General features: G+C 33.6%; 14 protein-coding genes and 1 pseudogene. 9 read left to right on the forward strand and 6 right to left on the reverse strand.

Annotated features, from left to right (window positions below):
* The first annotated feature begins 156 nt into the window (after positions 1–156).
* The 4 genes from ACE38P_RS07705 (at position 157) to ACE38P_RS07720 (ending at position 2264) form a co-directional block, all read left to right on the forward strand.
* Entirely contained in the window at positions 157–789 is a 633-nt protein-coding gene (locus tag ACE38P_RS07705; protein ID WP_374699812.1) for a hypothetical protein, read from the forward strand.
* A complete protein-coding gene (locus ACE38P_RS07710; RefSeq protein WP_374699510.1) occupies positions 782–1441 on the forward strand; it encodes a RadC family protein in 660 nt (219 codons plus the stop codon). The genes ACE38P_RS07705 and ACE38P_RS07710 overlap by 8 nt, the downstream gene beginning before the upstream one ends.
* Positions 1442–1549: 108 nt before the next feature.
* A complete protein-coding gene (locus ACE38P_RS07715) occupies positions 1550–1879 on the forward strand; it encodes a helix-turn-helix domain-containing protein (RefSeq protein ID WP_374699511.1) in 330 nt (109 codons plus the stop codon).
* 22 nt (positions 1880–1901) lie between these two features.
* Positions 1902–2264, forward strand: a complete 363-nt coding sequence (locus tag ACE38P_RS07720; protein WP_374699512.1) for a helix-turn-helix domain-containing protein — start codon at positions 1902–1904, stop codon at positions 2262–2264.
* A gap of 181 nt (positions 2265–2445) precedes the next feature.
* On the opposite strand, the gene ACE38P_RS07725 is transcribed toward ACE38P_RS07720, so the two are convergent.
* Complete coding sequence (locus tag ACE38P_RS07725; protein WP_374699513.1) at positions 2446–3528, reverse strand: hypothetical protein; 1083 nt, start codon at positions 3526–3528, stop codon at positions 2446–2448.
* A 190-nt stretch (positions 3529–3718) separates the two neighbouring features.
* Here ACE38P_RS07725 and ACE38P_RS07730 point away from each other — a divergent pair, with 190 nt between their 5' ends.
* From ACE38P_RS07730 to ACE38P_RS07750, 5 genes and pseudogenes are all read left to right on the forward strand, one after another.
* Entirely contained in the window at positions 3719–4642 is a 924-nt protein-coding gene (locus ACE38P_RS07730) for a hypothetical protein (RefSeq protein ID WP_374699514.1), read from the forward strand.
* A gap of 51 nt (positions 4643–4693) precedes the next feature.
* Positions 4694–5026, forward strand: a complete 333-nt coding sequence (locus ACE38P_RS07735; RefSeq protein ID WP_374699515.1) for a helix-turn-helix domain-containing protein — start codon at positions 4694–4696, stop codon at positions 5024–5026.
* Between the two features lie 34 nt (positions 5027–5060).
* A complete protein-coding gene (locus ACE38P_RS07740; RefSeq protein ID WP_374699516.1) occupies positions 5061–5453 on the forward strand; it encodes a helix-turn-helix domain-containing protein in 393 nt (130 codons plus the stop codon).
* Between the two features lie 447 nt (positions 5454–5900).
* Positions 5901–8411, forward strand: coding sequence for an ankyrin repeat domain-containing protein (locus ACE38P_RS07745; RefSeq protein ID WP_374699517.1), 2511 nt, complete (start codon positions 5901–5903; stop codon positions 8409–8411).
* 80 nt (positions 8412–8491) lie between these two features.
* Positions 8492–9706 (forward strand): annotated as a pseudogene (locus ACE38P_RS07750) (IS256 family transposase).
* Between the two features lie 141 nt (positions 9707–9847).
* Here ACE38P_RS07750 and ACE38P_RS07755 read toward each other — a convergent pair.
* The 5 genes from ACE38P_RS07755 to ACE38P_RS07775 all read right to left on the reverse strand — a co-directional run bounded on the left by ACE38P_RS07755 (position 9848) and on the right by ACE38P_RS07775 (position 18673).
* Positions 9848–16297, reverse strand: a complete 6450-nt coding sequence (locus tag ACE38P_RS07755; protein ID WP_374699518.1) for a neuraminidase-like domain-containing protein — start codon at positions 16295–16297, stop codon at positions 9848–9850.
* A 1-nt stretch (position 16298) separates the two neighbouring features.
* Positions 16299–16658 carry a hypothetical protein gene (locus ACE38P_RS07760; RefSeq protein WP_374699519.1) on the reverse strand — a complete coding sequence of 120 codons (360 nt, stop codon included), beginning with the start codon at positions 16656–16658 and terminating at the stop codon, positions 16299–16301.
* Between the two features lie 79 nt (positions 16659–16737).
* Entirely contained in the window at positions 16738–16944 is a 207-nt protein-coding gene (locus ACE38P_RS07765) for a hypothetical protein (protein WP_374699520.1), read from the reverse strand.
* An 86-nt stretch (positions 16945–17030) separates the two neighbouring features.
* Positions 17031–17501, reverse strand: a complete 471-nt coding sequence (locus tag ACE38P_RS07770) for a hypothetical protein (protein ID WP_374699521.1) — start codon at positions 17499–17501, stop codon at positions 17031–17033.
* Between the two features lie 5 nt (positions 17502–17506).
* On the reverse strand, positions 17507–18673 hold the full coding sequence (locus ACE38P_RS07775) for an RHS repeat-associated core domain-containing protein (RefSeq protein WP_374699522.1): 1167 nt from the start codon (positions 18671–18673) through the stop codon (positions 17507–17509).
* Positions 18674–18754: the final 81 nt, after the last annotated feature.

Raw genomic sequence — 18754 nt, forward strand, 5'->3', positions numbered from 1 at the left:
GAATTAAAAATACAACATACCATCTTATATCTTAATACTGCATAATACCTCGATCATAGATTGATTAAGGATGCCTTAAGTTAGTCTTGCTTTACTATGAAAAGCTTGTACTCTTTAAATGTATTATTTATAAATTAACTGTTTATAAGCTAAAATATGTCTAATAGAGCTAATATAACTTTTTTTATAGCTGGTGCTATTGCTTCCCTTACATTAATTACATCTGGAGTTTTTGCTGTAGCTCCTTACGTTGCATTTTTATCTTCAGTTGCAGCTTTAAATATAGCTCCCCCTGTTATTTTTATTTTATTTGCGCTTTCTGCAGTAGTAATTGTGTTTTCATATAAAATGATTAAACAAAATAAAAAATCTCAAGAAAACTCGAAAGCTGAAGTCGAAGAGCCGAATAAAGGGTTAAGGAAAGAAGAAAATAAGCTAACTCCAATTAAAGAAGAATTAGAAGATGGAAAGGATAAAGAAAATAAATACGGGTTTAGTGATCTAGAAGAAAAAGTTCATAGAATTTCAGAGAATTTTGTAACGAAAGATGAAGTGAATGGGTTAAAAAAAGAGGTTAGTGATCTTTCTGCAAGGTTAATTAATAGTCCTGCAACAAAAAATGAAGTAGAAGCAAAGCTGAATATGGAATTTTACGCAAAAGATGAAGAAAGCAACAAGGACAACATTGCGAATTTAGAGTTCAAAAGGGTTATTCCTCGAGAACTACTGCGTCAGAAAGCTGGCGTTGAATTTGTATATAATGTTGACCTTGGAGGTTTTTATGAATAATAATGAGAGAAAAGAAAAATTGGAAACTCGTATTCTATCAAGCAGAGGCAGGTCTTTATTGGATCACGAGCTACTAGAACGTACTCTGTCTGGATATGCAGAAGGAAGAGAAGTGGCAAAAAGGCTAATTGAGCTCTTTAGTAGTTTAGGAAGGGTAATTAATGCTGATTTTCATGAGCTAAAAAACGTTACAGGAATGAATGATGGAGCAATAGCAAATATCTTTTGTCTGAAAGAGATTTTTGATAGGATACTGAAAGGTAAGTTAAAAAAATTGTCAATTCTTGATAATAGAGAAGAGCTACTAAAATACTTTAAAGCAGCAATAGGGCAGTCACGAAAGGAAAGCTTACGAGTGGTATACTTAGATCGAAGTGGTCATTTAATATATGAGTATATTCAAGACTGTGGAACTATAGACAGAGTACCTCTGTATGTGAGGGAAATAATAAAACAGGGATTACTGATTGACGCAGCATCTGTTGCAATTTCACATAATCATCCAAGTGGAGATATAGAGCCATCAAAGGAGGATGAGGATAACACACTTACATTAGCTGCAACCTGTGAAAATGTAGGAATGAAATTAATAGATCATATAATCGTAACACAGAAGAGCCATTTTAGTTTTTATGATAGTGGTTTATTATAGTATGCTATAAATCAAAGAAGGAAAGTTCTCTAGCTTTCCTTCTTTTTTTCTACTTCATAAATTAAAAAATTCAATATAAGCTTGAACAGCTAAAATTAGTAATGAAAGGTGCAATTAGGTAAAAAAGTAAAGGAACTTAGGTTATACTGTGGTTTAACACAAACTGAGTTAGGAAAGAGAATAGGTGTTTCATATAGACAGATACAAAGGTACGAAAATGGTTCAAATTGCATTTTAGCCAGTAGACTGTATGACTTGGCAAAAGCCCTATCGATTAATGTTGCTGATTTCTTTACTGGTATGCATGCTGACTCACATGAAAGTTACGATGAAGAAATACTAAAATTAGTCAAAGGATATAACGAAATTAAGAGCAAAAGGTTACGTAGTGTAGTTTATATATTGGTAAAATCTTTTTCTCAAAGTGATAATACATAGCTAATATTACCTGATACGTAAAATGACCATACAACATCCTATCGATAAGCAAATAGGGGAAAGAATAAGGAAAAGAAGGCTAATGTGTGGTTTTAGCCAAAGGGACTTAGGAAAAAAGCTTGAAATTTCATTTCAGCATATACAAGGATATGAAACTGGAGAGGTAAGGCTTATAGTTGATAGGCTGTATAATTTGGCAGAAGCTTTGTCCGTTGATATGTCATATTTTTTTACCAAAGCCTCTGAAGACTTGCATGATAATGCCTTCCGTAGCGATGTGGGCAGCGAAGAAATATCAAGATTAGTAAGAGAATATAGAAAAATTAAAGATGAAACACTATGTGATATTGTTCATTCAGTGATAAAGGCTCTTGCTAACAAATAATACAAATTTTAAAGTCCAGGTATTTTTTATAATATAAAACACTTCTACAAGCAATCCTAATTAAAGTAAATTATTTATGGTAAATTTGATTAAGTTTTAAAAACTACTTTACTTTGTAAAGGTTAAATTGTTTACTATTTATTTCTGATAGACAAGTGGCTATGTGAAACATAGCCACCAATCAAGAACGTCCTACAGATGTCGTTTTGTTGTCTTTTAATTTATTCACCCAAGAAAAAGTCTCACTGCTTTTAGAACTTTGGTCTCCCCACCTTCCACATCTAGTAAAGCTGCCTTTTTCTACTGCTTCTTTAACAGACATTCCACCAAGCAAACACCCCTGTCCTACGATTTCTCCTATTTTTTGCAACTCATTCCACATTTCTTCATCTTCCACCTCAATTTGTACTTGATTATAGTCTGCTGTGTCATGATATACCATTAAATTTAGCTCTCCTAGGCTAGTATAAAATGTGACTGCAAAACCGCTGTTATCGGATATATCTACGTAATTTCTTTTACCGTCTTTGCCAGTTTTGACTTCAACTTCACCATCACCTATTTTTATGATATTACCGCCAAGATTTAAGTCTCCTTTACTTAAGCCCAAATTTTTTGCACCTTCTACAACTTTGGCAACATCAACTATGCAGCTATGTGAAAATTCCATATAGAAGGTCTTATTATCAATTTCTACATTTTCAACAGTTCCTTCTATAGTAGCGTTCTCTCCAACTTCCCTGAGTTTTTTGAGCCTACTATATATTTGTGGCTCAATTTCTTTTTGCATCTTTTGATGAATTTCAGTTATTTTCTTATCAACTTGTACATTAAAATCTGCTCCATGTAAGGCTAATTTTCTGATTATATCTTCTTGTTTATTTCCTTTGAATTCATCACGATACATCTTAAACATTACAACGTTAGAAAAACTAAAGCCATCTTCATTGGCAGCATTGATTCTTATTCCTAAATCCAAAGCTTCATCGACGATTTTACTTAATTTGTCTATATTTTCAGATGCAATAGCTTTTTCCAAGAATTCATTTAGTTTCATATTTTCATATTCTCTTAGCCTTATCTTGCATAAAGCTGATCGAAATGGATTGAGCTCCTCAGGATATGTTAAGACAGGTAATTTACTAATCTTTTTATTTGCTGTTGGAGCAGCTTTTATAAAATTAGGTAATAACCCTTCTTTTGCTATTCGCTCTACTGCTTTTAACATTTTACTAGACAATTTTTTACCATTTATTTTTTTCATTGTAACCCTCACATTATTTAACTAATATATCGTGATAAATATTATTTAATTGTTAATATTATACGACTTATTGATTTACTGTAGATTATAATAACAAATTTAACGGGCATTTACACTACAAAAACACATCTTGTAAAAATTATTTCAGTTTCAACAAAAATAGGGTATTGTGATTGTAAAGTTGAAAGAAATGGATCTCCTGTCTTACTCCACTGAAAAGTTGAAGAAGCATTGTCAGCTACTTGATGATGAAGAAAAAATAATTCTATATGAGCAGTTGCTAGACAAGGCTAAAGACATACTTGAAAATTCAAGAGATAATGTTTCTGAACTGAAAAAGATCAGTAAAGCTGCTGTAGCAATAGAGGAAACTACCGATAAGCAGTTACTAGAAAAGTTTAATGATGACCACCCGCTAAGAGAAGTGGACATTTTAATCTACTCTCCTCAAGGAAATACTGAATATCTATTCAGCATAGATAACTCGTCGGAGCTTTATGATTTAAAAGAAGATAAGGATAAAGCTCTTTATAATGCAGTAAAATCAAATGATGTTGAGCTTGTAAAAAAGCTGCTAATGATCCTTCTACCTCAAGAAGTAGGTAATTTTGATGTAGAATACTTGGAAGAATTAAAAATATTGCTGTCAGGAATTCACAAAGAATTACAATTATCACAAGATATGAAAAATTATCTTGAGAAGACGATAAAGTTCTATAGTTTTTTATGTAGTAATTTTAGCTTATTAGTTGCAAATCCCACTGACGTAAAAGCCATGATGGATCTATTTGCTGCTCAACCAAATATTGATTACCAAATAGATAAGCTTCTGCTTTCTTTTATTGTGAGAGATGTAGAGGAAGAAAAGTTAAGTTCTGAAATCAGTCACATGATAGAACTTCTCGAGCAGCATGAAAGATTTTCTGAGCTTGAATATAAGGTTAGAAGATTAAGATCAGAGTTTGCAAGTGGTAAAAGCAGATATTCGGCTGAAGTAATACGAAATAGCATTGCAGAACGAGAAAAAGAGATGAGGGAAATTGAGAAAAGGTATATAACGCTACATAATTTAATTAGCAAAAGACAGAAATTATTGAAGCAATTTTTTTGTTGACTGTTTTTCCACTTCATAAAATTTGTTGTAAATTTGAGTAAGGGATAAAAGGTGCAATTAGGTAAAAAAATAAAGGAATTTAGGTTATACTGTGGTTTGACACAAACCGAGTTGGGCAGAAGAATAGGTGTTTCGTATAGACAGATACAAAGGTACGAAAATGGTTCAAATTGTGTTTTGGCCAGTAGATTATATGATTTAGCAAAAGCCCTATCGATCGATGTTGCTGATTTTTTTACTGATATGCACGCCGACTCACATGAAAGTTACGATGAAGAAATACTAAAATTAGTCAAAGGATATAACGAAATTAAGAGCAAAAGGTTGCGTAGTGTAGTTTATACGTTAGTAAAATCTTTTTCTCAAGGTTACAATGAGAGTTAGTATTGCTTTGATATATAAATTAAGATATTAACAAATGATTGTGCAAGCTGAACAACACCCTATTGATAAACAAATAGGTGAAAGAATAAGGAAAAGAAGGCTAATGTGTGGTTTTAGCCAAAGGGACTTAGGAAAAAAGCTTGGAATTTCATTTCAGCATATACAAGGATATGAAACTGGAGAGGTAAGGCTTATAGTTGATAGGCTGTATAATTTGGCAGAAGCTTTGTCAGTTGATATGTCATATTTTTTCACCAAAGCTTCTAAAGACTTGCATGATAATGCCTTTCGTAGCGATGTAGGCAGCGAAGAAATATCAAGATTAGTAAGAGAATATAGAAAAATTAAAGATGAAACATTGCGCGATATTGTTCATTTAGTAATTAAAGCTCTTGCTAATACAGGCTTCAAAGGGGATGTTAAATAAATCATATCCGTCAAGTTAAGAAAATGAGCCCAATATAGTAACCATTTAAGGTAGGTGTCTTATTTATAAAGAATTAATAAATTACTAACTTAATATCTAAAATAGTTTTTTTTATTTCCTTTCTTCCTTATGCCACTTTTTCTTAACTTGACGCGCATGGTCTTCTACACTTTCTCAAGTCTTTTTCCTTCACTTTCCTTACCTGTACCCAAGTTTTTTCTTGTAAATCTATAACTTGAGAGCACATTGACTAACTTGGCCAATATTAAAGAGGTGAGTCAATTACGTGAATTGAAGTTTAAGAGATTATGCAGAAATTAAGGTGAAAAACTTACTTGTCATAGCAAGTTTACATTTTCATAGAGAATTTTTATCACATGTCAAAAAATATATTGACTTAAATGCTTTTATATTTCTTAATGTTAAATTTGTAATATAGGAGGCAAGATGAGTTTAGATTCTGAACTAATTGAAGCGGCAAAACAAGGAAATTCTACTGAGGTTGAAAGTCTTATAGCTAGGGGAGCCAATGTTAATGCTAGGGACAATTTTGAAGGAACTTCCTTACACTGGGCCGCTATAAGGGGTTATTCAGAAATAGTGGAAAAGCTTATAGAAAAAGAGGCTGAGATTAATATTAAGAACAATCATAGCGAAACTCCTTTGTTTCTCGCTGTGTCTTCTAAGAAATGGGATATTGTTAAATTTCTTGTAGGAAAGCGAGCTGATGTTAATATTCAGGGTAGTAATGGTTATTCACCTTTGCATAAGGTTGCTTGGGATCTTGAGGCTAGCTTTGATATAATAGAGCTTTTGGTTAAAAATAATGCTGATATTGAAGCTAAAGATAATATCAATCAGACACCTTTACATATGGCTGCCTACCGTGGTAGACTAGATGTGGTAAAGCTCCTTGTTGAACACGAGGCCAACATTGAAGCTAAAGATAAAGATAATAAAACACCTTTAGACCTAGCTCGTGAAAAAGGTCATACAGATATAGTAAATTTTTTATCGAGAGAAGAAAATTTAAACCAAGAATTATTAACTGCTGCAGCACAGGGAGATCTTGATAAAGTTACAAATCTTATTGAGCAAGGTGCTGAGGTTGAAGCTAAAGATAAAGATAAAGATAATAAGACACCTCTACACTTAGCTGCTGAGGGAGGTTACAAAATTGTAGTAGATTTTCTTCTTAGCAATGGGGCTAACATTGAAGCTAAAGACAATAAAGATGGGTGGACACCACTCCACTATGCTGTAATGAAAGGTCACTCAGAAATTGTTCAGCTTCTTCTTGATCGAGGTGCTAATATTAATTCTAAAGCGTATAATGGTAGAGAGCCTATACATGCCGCTGTTCAATTTAATCAAGCACATCTTGTAAAATTTTTCCTGAAAAAAGGCGTAAATATTAATGTTAAAACGAATGAAGGTTGGACACCTTTACATTATGCTGCAATTCATGGTTGGTCAGACATAGCTGGGATTCTTATTGACAATGGTGCTAACGTAAGAGCTAAAAACAAAGGTAACAAAACACCTTTAGATTTAGCTGATGAATATAATAATACGGAAATAATAAAACTCCTTGTAAGAAAATCAGCTGAATTAGATGAAGTAACACCTTTACATTGGGCTGTGAAACACCGCTCATTAAAAATAGTTAACCTTTTCATAGAAGATGATGTTAACGCTAAAGAAGAAAACCATGGTTGGACTCCTTTACATTTTGCTGCTCAAGAAAACAAAAAAGACATAGCTGAGCTTCTCATTGCAAGAAACGCTACTGTTGATGCTAGAAACTATAGAGGTTGGACACCTTTACATGAGGCTGCAAGTAAAGGCAAGCTAGACGTAGCTAAGCTTTTTGTAAAAGAAAGAGCTAATGTTAATGCTAGAAATAATAAAGGTTGGACTCCTTTGCATGAAGCTGCTAAAAAGGGTAACTCTGATATAGTTGATTTTCTTATCAAAACTAATGGTACTGATATTGAAGCTCAAAGTCGTAATCGCAAAGACACTCCGTTACATGTAGCTGCTGGAGAAGGTAAGCTCGAAGTAGTTAAATTGCTTGTAAACAACACAGCTGATGTTAATGCTAAAAATAAATATGGCAAAAAACCATTGGATATTGCTAAGGACAAAAATCACACAGATGTTATTAATTTTTTAACACCAAAAACCTCTCGTAAACGTCGTGATGTGTCAAATGAGCAAGAATTTTCAGCTGCAAGTGGTTCAACTAGGATAACTTCATGGATAAATGATTATATTGCTTGGATTAAAGATTCTGCAAGTGAGTTTATAGGTAATATTCCTTTTAAAAGCACTACGTCATTGCTTACTAATAATATTCAAGTAGATTATGGCACTTCTCCTAAAAAACAATCAACTTATGAATCTGAAGATAGTACAAAAACAACAATCTCTCAGATTGATTTTAATGGAACAATAGCATTGTTAGATGTCTTTGTGAGGAGATTTACAGGGGAGAAATATCCTTCTTTTCAAGGTGCCTCTCTTTCTCAATTGGAAGTGTTAGGTTATGCATTGAATATTACACAGGCATTTGAAAAAGCTATAGAACAAGCTGCAAAGGGAAGTGGTATATCGATGCATCGACTAAGCATTGATTTTGTAGAAGTACAAGAAGAGATTACTAAGAAAGTCGTAGGTGGTAGATTTGACGAAATTTCTGGGGTTTTAAACTCGTATGTAGAGAAATCTTGTTCTAACGTAAAAGGTGGCAAATTCAGTCCAAAGAAATTTGATAGATTTATCACTGCTTTTAACAATGAGCTACCACAAATACCTTATGAAAAGGAAAGAAGTATTTCATTATCAAGGGCTAATTATATAGAAAATCAGAGCTTTAGCTTGAAAGACAAGAACCCTAGCAATTACTTAGAAGGTGTTTCTGTTCAAGGTAATTTAACTCAAGTTAAAGGTGTTTAGTTTTTTATGGGAATGTTCAAAAAAGTGTGTCAAACCGAGAAATAAAAATAAAATAGAAACAAAAAATAGAGGTTTGATATATGAGTTACAAAATAGAAAATGGAACGACTAGCCTGGTAGATTACAAAGAGCTGGAAGCAAATATACTGTCATCAATAAGGGAAGGTAAACCATTGATGGGGAGAGATGGAGCATTAACACCATTTGTAAAAAGGCTGCTGGAAGCAAGTCTAGAAGGTGAAATAGAGCATCATTTATCCAATGAAAGAGAAGGAAAGAATCGAAGAAACGGAAAGAATGGCAAAACTTTGAAGACGAGTGCAGGTTCATTTGAACTATTGACACCAAGAGATAGAGAGGGAAGTTTCGAACCACAGATAGTGAAAAAAAGGCAAACAAGCTTACATCCAGAACTTGAAACAAAGGTCTTGAACATGTTTGCAAGCGGTGTGGGATACAGGGATATAGCATCCTATGTGGAAGAAATCTATGACCATAAAATATCTGCAGCAGAGATATCTGGAATTACAGATAAATTACTGCCTATAATCAATGAATGGAGGAGTCGTCCCCTACAATCAGTATACCCGATAGTATTTATGGTTTTTTAAGGTCAAAGAGAATGGGCATTGCATAAGTAAATGCATGTATAATATATTAGCAAAATGGCAGAAAAGAAGTACTGGGTTTTTACTTAGCAGAAAGTGAGGGAGCTAACTTCTGGCTAGGTGTATTAAATGACTTAAAAGAGAGAGGAGTAGAAGACATTTTGATAGCTTGTGTTGACGGTCTGAAAAGCTTCCCTACAGCTATAAATAGTGTATTTCCCAATGCTGAGGTACAGTTATGCATTGTGCACCAAATAAGAAATTCACTAAAATACGTATCAAGTAAAGATGTAAAAGTTTTCATGAATGATTTGAAGAAAATATACCATGCTACAAGTAGAGAAATCGCAGAAAATTATTTACTTGAGCTGGAGGAAAAATGGGGTGAAAAGTATCCACTAGTTTTGGCAGAATAATTGGGAAAATTTGTCTAGCTATTTTAAGTATTCAGGGCCAATTAGGCGGCTAATTTATACCACTAATCCTATCGAGGGACTACACAGACAGATTAGAAAATTTACTAAAACCAAAGGTTCTTTTACCAGTACAAATGCCTTGTACAAATTGGTATATTGTGCTATAAAAAAGATAGAGCAAAAATGGGCTATGGCTTTACCTAATTGGGCTTTAACTATATCTCAACTTGACATCTTTTTTCCTGATAGGTTAAAAATTGAGTTGAACTAAAAATTCGGTTTGACACACTTTTTTGAACATTCCCTTTTTTATGGCAGTTCTCTGTAGAGCCTGAAATCAAGCTCTACAATAAAATTTAAGAATTCCACAAGCCTACTAACTTCTATTAAAAGTGTAGTAGGCTTTTTTTACTTACCAGTTAATTTCTGCTCTATAAGGAATGATTACAACTATTTTCTCGATTTTATCAATATCAGCATTGTTAATCTTGAGAGTCCATTCGCTTCCAATTGTAAATGTACCAGCAACTTCAAAAGTGTCTTTTTTCCAGTCATTGTCATTCAACTTTATTTTTTCTACACCTGGTGCTTCAGGTATAATTTTAACGCTTTTGTTTGAATCAATTTTTGGATTTTTGAAGTAGGCAGGAAAGATCTCAGCAGAAGGTTTGAATTTTAATTCGTGAGGTCCACTTTGTGTTTGCTTAAATTTTTTCCATGCTTCAGGGTAAGTTGTACTTAAATTTACCAGTAACATGCCATGATAATGCTTTAATTTTGAAAGGCCTTTAACTTGATCAGCTAATCCTCCGTCATTAAATGCTGTATAATCAATGTGAATTATCACATCAGAAATTTTGTTAGTGTCAAACCTATTGGTAGCTTTCAGTAAACTCAACTGCCAACTTGATATTGCACCAGTGCCTTCAAACGGTAAATAACGCTCATCATTAAAGTTAAGCTCAAATAATCCGCTATCTTGGTCACCCCTTGAGAGAGCAATTTCCTGATTTTGCTGCCAATTTTCTCTTAGGACACCATTTTCTGGCTGGCTAGAACCGCTTTCTCCTAATAAGTATTTTATTGCATCAATGTTAGGTTTAAGTACTACCTTATTACTTGTTTGCTGTAAGCTCGCATGAATATTTTCATAAGGGCCAACTACCGCAGGAATAGTAATTTTTATATTCTTGATCTTACGACAATAATGCCCAGGAAAATCTAGATCAAACAGCTTTTCTGTTAACTCAAACTTACAGCTACCCTTAGTCTTCAGCTCGTGCAGTGCTATAGGATTTATTTGCCCTAAAGAAACTACTTTGCTAATTTCAAGAGTCCTTTTGTTTTCATCATGATAGCCCTTTGCCATTTGTTCAAGTGCAAACTTTAGAACACTACCAGCAAGCGATCCTTCCTTAAAACTATTCCAAGAGTTGTTAGTAATGAATGATTTGTTATTGTTAAGTTCATACTGATAGGTCTTCTCTGCTTGCTTAGCAATTTCCAAGGCTATTTTATAAGCTTGAAAATATATAATTGCTATCTGTCCTTTCATCCAATTATATAGCTCTTGATTAGTAAACTTATTCTTGAAGAACTCTTCTTTTTCTTTAATTTGCTCTATCGATTTTTTATGAGCTTTGAGATCTTGTTCAGCATTGCCTTGATTAATCTTATTTGCTTCTATTTGATAATTAATCTGCTCTGTATCATGAGAAGCCATGATCCTTTGCAGCTCCCAATCTTCAGCACGTCTTTTGTAGCTTTCTCTTGTATAGGCTATCTGTGCCTTTTCATTTAAAATTATTCCTGCTGACTCAGCTATATTTGCCCCTTCTGTAACGGAAAAACCTGGTTGAAAAGCTCCATCCGCAAAACCATATACTGTAGGTATCAAGTGTGCAGCAATAGCTGCTCCTCTTATGCCAGCTATTACAGTTTTTCCATCAACCGCTTCACTAGATAGTGCTATAGCTCCCTTTTCACCAGCTGATAAACCACTATCAATTAAGTTTTTATAATGTGATTCACGATCTTTTGCACTACTTAAACTAACATTAAGTGCTTTTGCCTCTTCTTTTAGAGCTTCTATAGCTTTTTCTTTGATTGATGTAATTAAATTAGCAATTATTCCTTCTTGTTTATTGTAAAGTATAGCAAGTGCTTCGGCATCTCTTTTTTCCAGCACACTTAATAGCTCTGATCCAAACTGGACTACAGTTTCAACTATCGATCTTGCATAAGCAATCATATAATTGAATCGGTAATGTGGTAGCTGATCAATAGATGGCACTGTTATAGAAGAACCACTACCACTTATTGTTTGTATCAATTGTCTTGGATCTATCGGTGCTTGAAACAAAGGCAATTCTAAACGTTTTCCTGTAATATCTAAACAATGCCTTATCTTGTAAAGACGGTCTTCTATTTTGTCCCATAAACCAATAAATTCTTCATTTTCTGGTTTACAGAAATAACAACCATACTTCGATATACCATATGCCTCATGAGCAGGTTGCATTCTAGTCAGTTGTGCATTTGTAGATGGCAATTCTGCTTCTAGCCTACATAAAGTACCACTCTCTTGGTTACTTTTTAATTCTTCAAAGGTCTTAGCTTCAACTATAAATTTTCCTTTCTTGATTGGTTTATGACCAAGAAGATCCCAAGCCCTAACGTAAAGCATAGTAGTCTGGTTTAATGCCTCCCATGACTTTTTAGCAAAAAGCATATCTCCCCAATCAATTAAGTTATCCACATAAGACTTAATTATGTATTTCTCAAACGCAGTTGGACGTTGCTTTGCAATTACATATGGATCAAAAGGATCCTCTTCTAATTCTTTGATAGTTTGAGTATTTCCCAAATCGTTTGTAATGCTTTCTTCATTGCGATTAGTAAACGGCAAAAATCTCCATGCCTGACTTTTATCATTAGTAGGATTTAAAATGTACTGATACCATTCTCGAGCTGCAGAAAAGTTTTGTTCTCCATTTAAATGCCAAGCAATTAGTGTTGGTATGTGAAAAAATATTTCCCAGAGATAAATACTATAAGCACCACTGAAATCCAAAATATCAGGTGGATAATGAACAACAGCATCAGCTGGCTGAAACCTTGTAAAATCAAGCTGTTTTATTTTCTGTGAATCTAAAGTTAAGATTCTTTTTGGTCCTCCAGCATAAGCTTTTTGGCGTAATTTACGAACACTGCCAGTAATGTTTAGCCTTATAAATTCAAACTCAGTATCGGTTAAATCTATTTGTGGAATTCTACTGTCATACTTAAGCTTAATTCCTTCACCATTGACTTCGTAAATTGATCGTTCACTGATTGAAGATAAATCATATTCTTTAGGAAAAAGCAAAAATGACTCACGAACATTTTCACGTTCAAGATTACCTTCGATGATAAACCATCCAGGTTTATTTACTACTTGCTGAGCTGATGATATTTTAAATTTTCCTAATAATTCTATAGTAGATGAATCTGAAGCAGACTCAGCACTGCCTTCCCTATTAGTTGCATTGCTTTTGAAAATGCTTTGAGTAATAAATTTCAGAGAAAGCTTACCTTCTTTCCCTTTTTTACTTTTATCTATGTCATAAAATAACTGACGAGTAGTACTTTTTAATTCTGAGTTGTCTTGAATATCCTCAGAAAATTTAAGCGCCTTTTTACTAGCAATCAAATCTTCATCAAGGATAAATAAACATGGGTTATTCGGTTTGATTTCGCCCATTGAAATTATGACACTTCTTTCTTCTCCTTCTTTAAGATAAAAAGCTGCTACTTTTTTCCAATGTAATTTCTCAACATCTTTAATAGGATCTACTTTAGTATCTGCTTTAGTAGGATCTACTTCAATATTATCTGCTAACTTTTGTGGTGCTGTCCAACTTCCACTTGGTTTCTGAAAAGTGTAGTTGATTGTAACGTGAGCATTTTCAGACAGCGGTGAATCTTTACCACCGCTATACTTTGTCATATTAATTTCTTTCTTTTTGGTTTGCTGTACCCAGAATAAAAATAACCTATGAAATGCATAAATAGGAGTTACAGTTTCCACTGGAATCGATGCTCCTATCTTATCCCAGGCAGTCCAATAAAGAATTTGTTGATTTTTTTCATCAAAAATTGCTGTACGGTAATAATAATTGTACGGCTGAGCAAGTGTACGACCAATTATACATAAAGTATTCTTTTCTCCTCCTGAAGTTTTATCTTCTACTCTTTCAAAACAACTATCTACTATTTTTAAGCTTGTAACTTCTTCAAAGTCTTCAAAATACTTCATGTATGCGTTACTTACTGCCTCGTCTGTGATATTTCCTTGCATTAAGGTATTTTGTAGCGTTTTATATCCTGGAGTTGTAATTCTACGTAAAGTAGGATTTAAGTAATTTTCAGGATACAATTTTATCTTATTACTTGCTTCCCATTCACGGTAGTGAGATAACCATTTCCATTTTTCTTCATTCAATTCTGGTTTAATTTTTACATCTTTTTCCAACTTCATCATAGAGCGGTGAATATAGAGCTGAACACTGTTTAATGCTGCTTTTAAAGGTGAAATTACTGAGCAATCACTCATTTCAACATCTATCAATAAATATGAATATAAATCTCGCATGTTTTTAAGCTCATACTCATGGATCATGTACTTTGCTAGAATATCACGTTTTTGCTCTGCTAAATATTTTTCAGCCTTATCTTTAGCTTCGCTTTTTGCTGATAATTTAAGGTTTTCCGCAGCATCAGCATATTTTTTCCATCCGCTATTGTCACTACCTACTGCCAAATTGTACAAATCCTTTAACGATAACAGAACTTTGCTATTAATTCCTGATTTAGTTACTAAATCCATAAAAGACTTAATTTTTATCAAAGAATCTATAGGGTTTTGTGTTTTAGCAAAACATGGTTTAAGTGCTTCTACCTCTTTTACATCTTCCAATGTATCTTCATTCCAGCCAGTTAGTTGTGCTATTTTCTCTACAACTTTATTTTCGTTGTAATCTGCTCCATTTAGCCAATCTGTATATTGTGGTAAAGTAATTCCACCACTAGAAAATATATCCTTTAAATTCTTGTAGTTCACAAGGGTTTTAATTTGACTTAATGACCATTCCGCCTGTATGCCATAAGTATCTTTTGTGATATTACTTATATCCTCTACTGAAAGTTTTAGCTTTGTAAGTACTTCAATGTTATGAATGAGTTTTGCCAAAACATCTGAAAATGCTTGTGATTTTTGAGGATCTGTAAATTCATGGACTGCAGCCAGCATATCTGGTTGTAAATTACCTATATGCTTATGTATTATGTTATAAAAATTATGTAAATTCTCTTCTTTTATCTTCTGTAATAAATGGTTCAACTCCTTCTTTAGCTGGTCACCTGAATATTTACTTAGTGTATTCTGTATTTGTTCCTTTAATTGCTCATCTGAGAAGCCAACTAACTCATCCTGTATTTGTTTTTTTAATTTCTCATCTGTGTCATTTGGTAGACTAATTAACTCTTGTATTTTTTTTCTTAGCTGCTCACGTAAAAGTATTGAAGAACTATCTAATGAACTCCTTATCTGTTCTACCAATTTCTTATCTGAAAAACTAATCAGCTTATTTAGTTGTTCAGTAGTAATCGAATGATTTTTTAACCAATCATTTAATTCAACCACATTTTCTATGTTGTCTAAATTCAATTTATCAATGTTTAACTGTGTAAATTCTGCAATTGATACACCTATTAACCTTGCCAATGAGACTTGTTTATATACCCTAAAGAGCAACAATTTTCCAGTTTGGCTCGATATGTTATTGTTATATTCAATCAAAGAGGTTAGTTCACTGCTGCTAACACTTAAGATGTTTTGTAGTGCGCTGTAGCCGTTTACACTGTGCTCATTTGCACTGACTACTAGATCTTGAAGTTTAGTGTAGTTTTGACTCAACAAAGATTTAAACTCTGAAAGGTTTTCAAGTTTTTTAGATAAAATATCTGCTTGAGCATACAACTCAACTATTTTAGTCATGGGTTGTTTAAATCTTTCTTGTAGATTTTTTATCCTTGCTATTTGTTTAACGAGGTCTGCATTGATTTCATCTTTACCAACAACAACTAGAACGTCACTAAGCTCTTCAAATGACCAGTTAAGCTTATTTGCAAGGCGAATAAATCGATGTAGAAATCCTAGAGCTTGATTATCAAGACTTTCAATGGTCTGATTAGTGGAATCGATGCTTAGTTTCGCTGGTTTCTTGACTTTGTTATAACTATCAAGCAACAATTTTAATTTGTCGCCTATACCTGTTTGTGCGATGAATTTTTCAACGTTTTTAAGCTCACTTTCACTTATACCATAAACTTCGCCTAAGTTAGAACTTGTAGAAGTAATAAGTTCATATTCTTCTGGAGAAAGGCCTAAAGATTCTGCAACGTTATCAGCTTCTGGTTTTAGTACCCTATATAGGTCAGCTAAAGTAATGCCTTGTTTTTCTAGATAAGCGCGTATACTAATTAAAGGAAAATTAGCTGGTAAATTAAATGGATATTTAGCTGTTGCTAACTTCTGTAGAGCATTGCCACCTAGTTTCTTATCTAGATTTTCTTCCATTATCTTATTGACAATTTCAAGATATAATTTCTCTTTGTTAGTATTGTCGCAATCGAGTTTAATATTGTAGAGATCTGGACGACGTGATTTAAGATCTTTACCGTTTGTTGGCTGCTCAATATATTTTTCAACAGTTTCCATCAATTTCACAAAATAAGCCGCTGGGCTTAAAACTGAACTACAATGATCACAATCATTATAACTGCTTTTAGTATTCAATATACTTTCAACTACTTCTGTCATATTATTCTCCTGTTTGTAAATTTTGTATAATTGCACCGCACTTCTCTGCTGTATCGTGGTCAATATTGCAGACACGTAGTGCTCGATAATGTGGTTCGGTCATTTCTCTGGCGTTTTCTATATAGCGAGAGACGAATTCCCTTCTTGCTAAGGCCTTCAGGTAGATATACTTAGCTTCCTGCTCTGTGATTATATCCTTTACCTTTTCAATAAAGGTACTTTCGCATAAATCTGTAATTTTAAATGCTGAGTCATATAAAAACTCATCATTTTCGTTTTTAAAGCTGAGCAATTTCTCAGCTTCTTCAACGCTTATTCCCATCTTCTCTATGCGAAGGTAAGAATCGTTTTTATTTGTCATAGTTTTTTCTCCTTATTTCAATTCAATAGTGTTTATTTCTCGAAATATCTAAAGTTATGTGTTATAGTTCTTTTTCTAGTTAGCCAGACCTAACTCTACGTGTGCAGCTGCCACATAACTTATCGACTCTAGCTCCTGCTTTTGCGAGTATTGATCTTTTTTCTGCTTTTGGTATATATTTTTTCCATAGCTCTTTAAGTTTTTTTTGTCCTATAATCTTATACTTGCCACTTTTTAAACTATACACATCCACCTTCTTGTTACTTTTCCAAGGCGGATCTACCATTTTCCCTTTTTCCCAAAAAATTACATTATCTTTTACGTTATTCCAGTTTCTATAGATGCGTCTTAGCTCTTGTCCAGTAACGTCTTTTAGAATGCCACCATGGATTTGCTGAGTATCTTCATAGCTGCTGCTTTTGCAACTGATCTTTTTTGTTCTTTTGGTTTATATCCTTCCCATAGTTCTTTAAGAGGTTTCTTTCCTATATTTTCAACCGTGCCATCAGGATTTTTTCTATATGCATCTACAAGATTACTACTTTTCCAAGGAGGAACTACTCTTTGCCCTTTTTTCCGAAAAATTACATTTTGCATGATTTGCTCATTATCTCTATTTCTATAAAGGTACCTTAACTCCTGTCCAGTAATGTCTTTTAGAATGCCACCACGTTCTTGCCGTTTATTTTCAATAGTTTGAACATCAAGACCATGTTCTGGTAATTCGTAGTGTGACACTTTTTGTGGGACTGCACCCAAATTGAGCTTATCAAGAACAAAATGAACCTTTTGAAGTTGTTCTTTAATAGTAAATTCTATACCTGCCTTAGAAGCACGTCCCACCCTTACTATGCATCCCTATTTGTAGTTCTGATTTCTTCATCGGTGGGAAAATCATCGTCTCCGGGGTGCAAATTAGGGTCTTTAGCCACTCCCGGTGCTCTTCTTGGATCGTATTTCGGATGATCCTCAATAAAAGTTCTAAACTGCCTCGCCTCCTTCTTTTCAAATAGGTCTGCTAATTCATTGTAATATTCTGTTTGACCTTGAACTCCAAACATGGCTGTACCTATAAACTGGTTATTCAAGTCATCTATTGTAGTGTTTGCATTAGGTAGAACTGCATTGATGTATGAGTTCCTTGCGTCACTTAAACCGTAAATTTTATCTCCCTTTTCAAATGATTCTTGAAATTCTGTATAATCAATAGCATTTCCACCTTGATTTCTAGCATTCCCACCTTTATCTCTATAAATTACAGGATTACTTCCAATAAACTGATAAAGATTAAGTCCATCAACAGTCCCAGCAGGGTCTGGATTTATCCATCTTAGGAACCAGGTAGCATAATAACGAGCGCCGTAATAATATAGACCTGTACTCTCATCTTTTTCTTTTCCTGAATATCTATATTCTTTTTCAGTTACTTCGCGGGCAGCTTTACCAGCAATCAGCGCTGTCCCACCAAATGGTAGATACTCTTCGTAAGTCATGATTTCAGCATTATCATTTAACTCTAATGCCACTGAATCTAAATGATTACTCAGCTGATAACGACTTTGACTATTTTGAGTTTCATCAGGTGTTCCCTTAGTCCAATAATGATGTAGAGCTACTCTACTTTTATCATCCATCACATCAACGGTATATTTCTCTTTCCTTAAATCACTCTCTTGATAAGTTCTCGTAACTTCAATATCACCAAAGTAAATTTTTTCCACTCGAGTAGAGTTTGTTTCATTATTCTGATAAGTTTCAGTAACTTTTCTGACTCGTTGTCCACTACTGTCATAGACATAATATTCACTATCATTTTTCCCGCTAGGCCTAGTTATAATATCAACATAGGCGATGTTATCGCGGTAATTCCAGTGCAAGTTCTGTGTACCACTGAGCTTCAATAAATTACCCCTTTCATCGTAACTTGCATCTATATCATTCTCATTGACAGGTCTACTATCTATTATCGGCAAACTGTGATTAGATTTATTCGATATGTAAAATTCTTTAGCCATTAACACCTACATGCCTAATTTTCGTAATGTTACTTCCATGTACTCCACGAATCAAATTCTACTTTGTTGAAAAAACCTTTC

It is taken from the genome of Wolbachia endosymbiont (group A) of Limnophora tigrina (assembly GCF_964263225.1).
GTDB lineage: Bacteria > Pseudomonadota > Alphaproteobacteria > Rickettsiales > Anaplasmataceae > Wolbachia.

Bases quoted from the DNA above. Each gene is read 5' to 3' on its own strand.
- ACE38P_RS07710 (WP_374699510.1), top strand. From the start codon at position 782: ATGAATAATAATGAGAGAAAAGAAAAATTGGAAACTCGTATTCTATCA.
- ACE38P_RS07765 (WP_374699520.1), bottom strand. From the start codon at position 16,944: ATGGTAGATCCGCCTTGGAAAAGTAACAAGAAGGTGGATGTGTATAGT.
- ACE38P_RS07740 (WP_374699516.1), top strand. From the start codon at position 5,061: ATGATTGTGCAAGCTGAACAACACCCTATTGATAAACAAATAGGTGAA.
- ACE38P_RS07720 (WP_374699512.1), top strand. From the start codon at position 1,902: ATGACCATACAACATCCTATCGATAAGCAAATAGGGGAAAGAATAAGG.
- ACE38P_RS07775 (WP_374699522.1), bottom strand. From the start codon at position 18,673: ATGGCTAAAGAATTTTACATATCGAATAAATCTAATCACAGTTTGCCG.
- ACE38P_RS07755 (WP_374699518.1), bottom strand. From the start codon at position 16,297: ATGACAGAAGTAGTTGAAAGTATATTGAATACTAAAAGCAGTTATAAT.
- ACE38P_RS07725 (WP_374699513.1), bottom strand. From the start codon at position 3,528: ATGAAAAAAATAAATGGTAAAAAATTGTCTAGTAAAATGTTAAAAGCA.
- ACE38P_RS07730 (WP_374699514.1), top strand. From the start codon at position 3,719: ATGGATCTCCTGTCTTACTCCACTGAAAAGTTGAAGAAGCATTGTCAG.
- ACE38P_RS07705 (WP_374699812.1), top strand. From the start codon at position 157: ATGTCTAATAGAGCTAATATAACTTTTTTTATAGCTGGTGCTATTGCT.
- ACE38P_RS07760 (WP_374699519.1), bottom strand. From the start codon at position 16,658: ATGACAAATAAAAACGATTCTTACCTTCGCATAGAGAAGATGGGAATA.
- ACE38P_RS07745 (WP_374699517.1), top strand. From the start codon at position 5,901: ATGAGTTTAGATTCTGAACTAATTGAAGCGGCAAAACAAGGAAATTCT.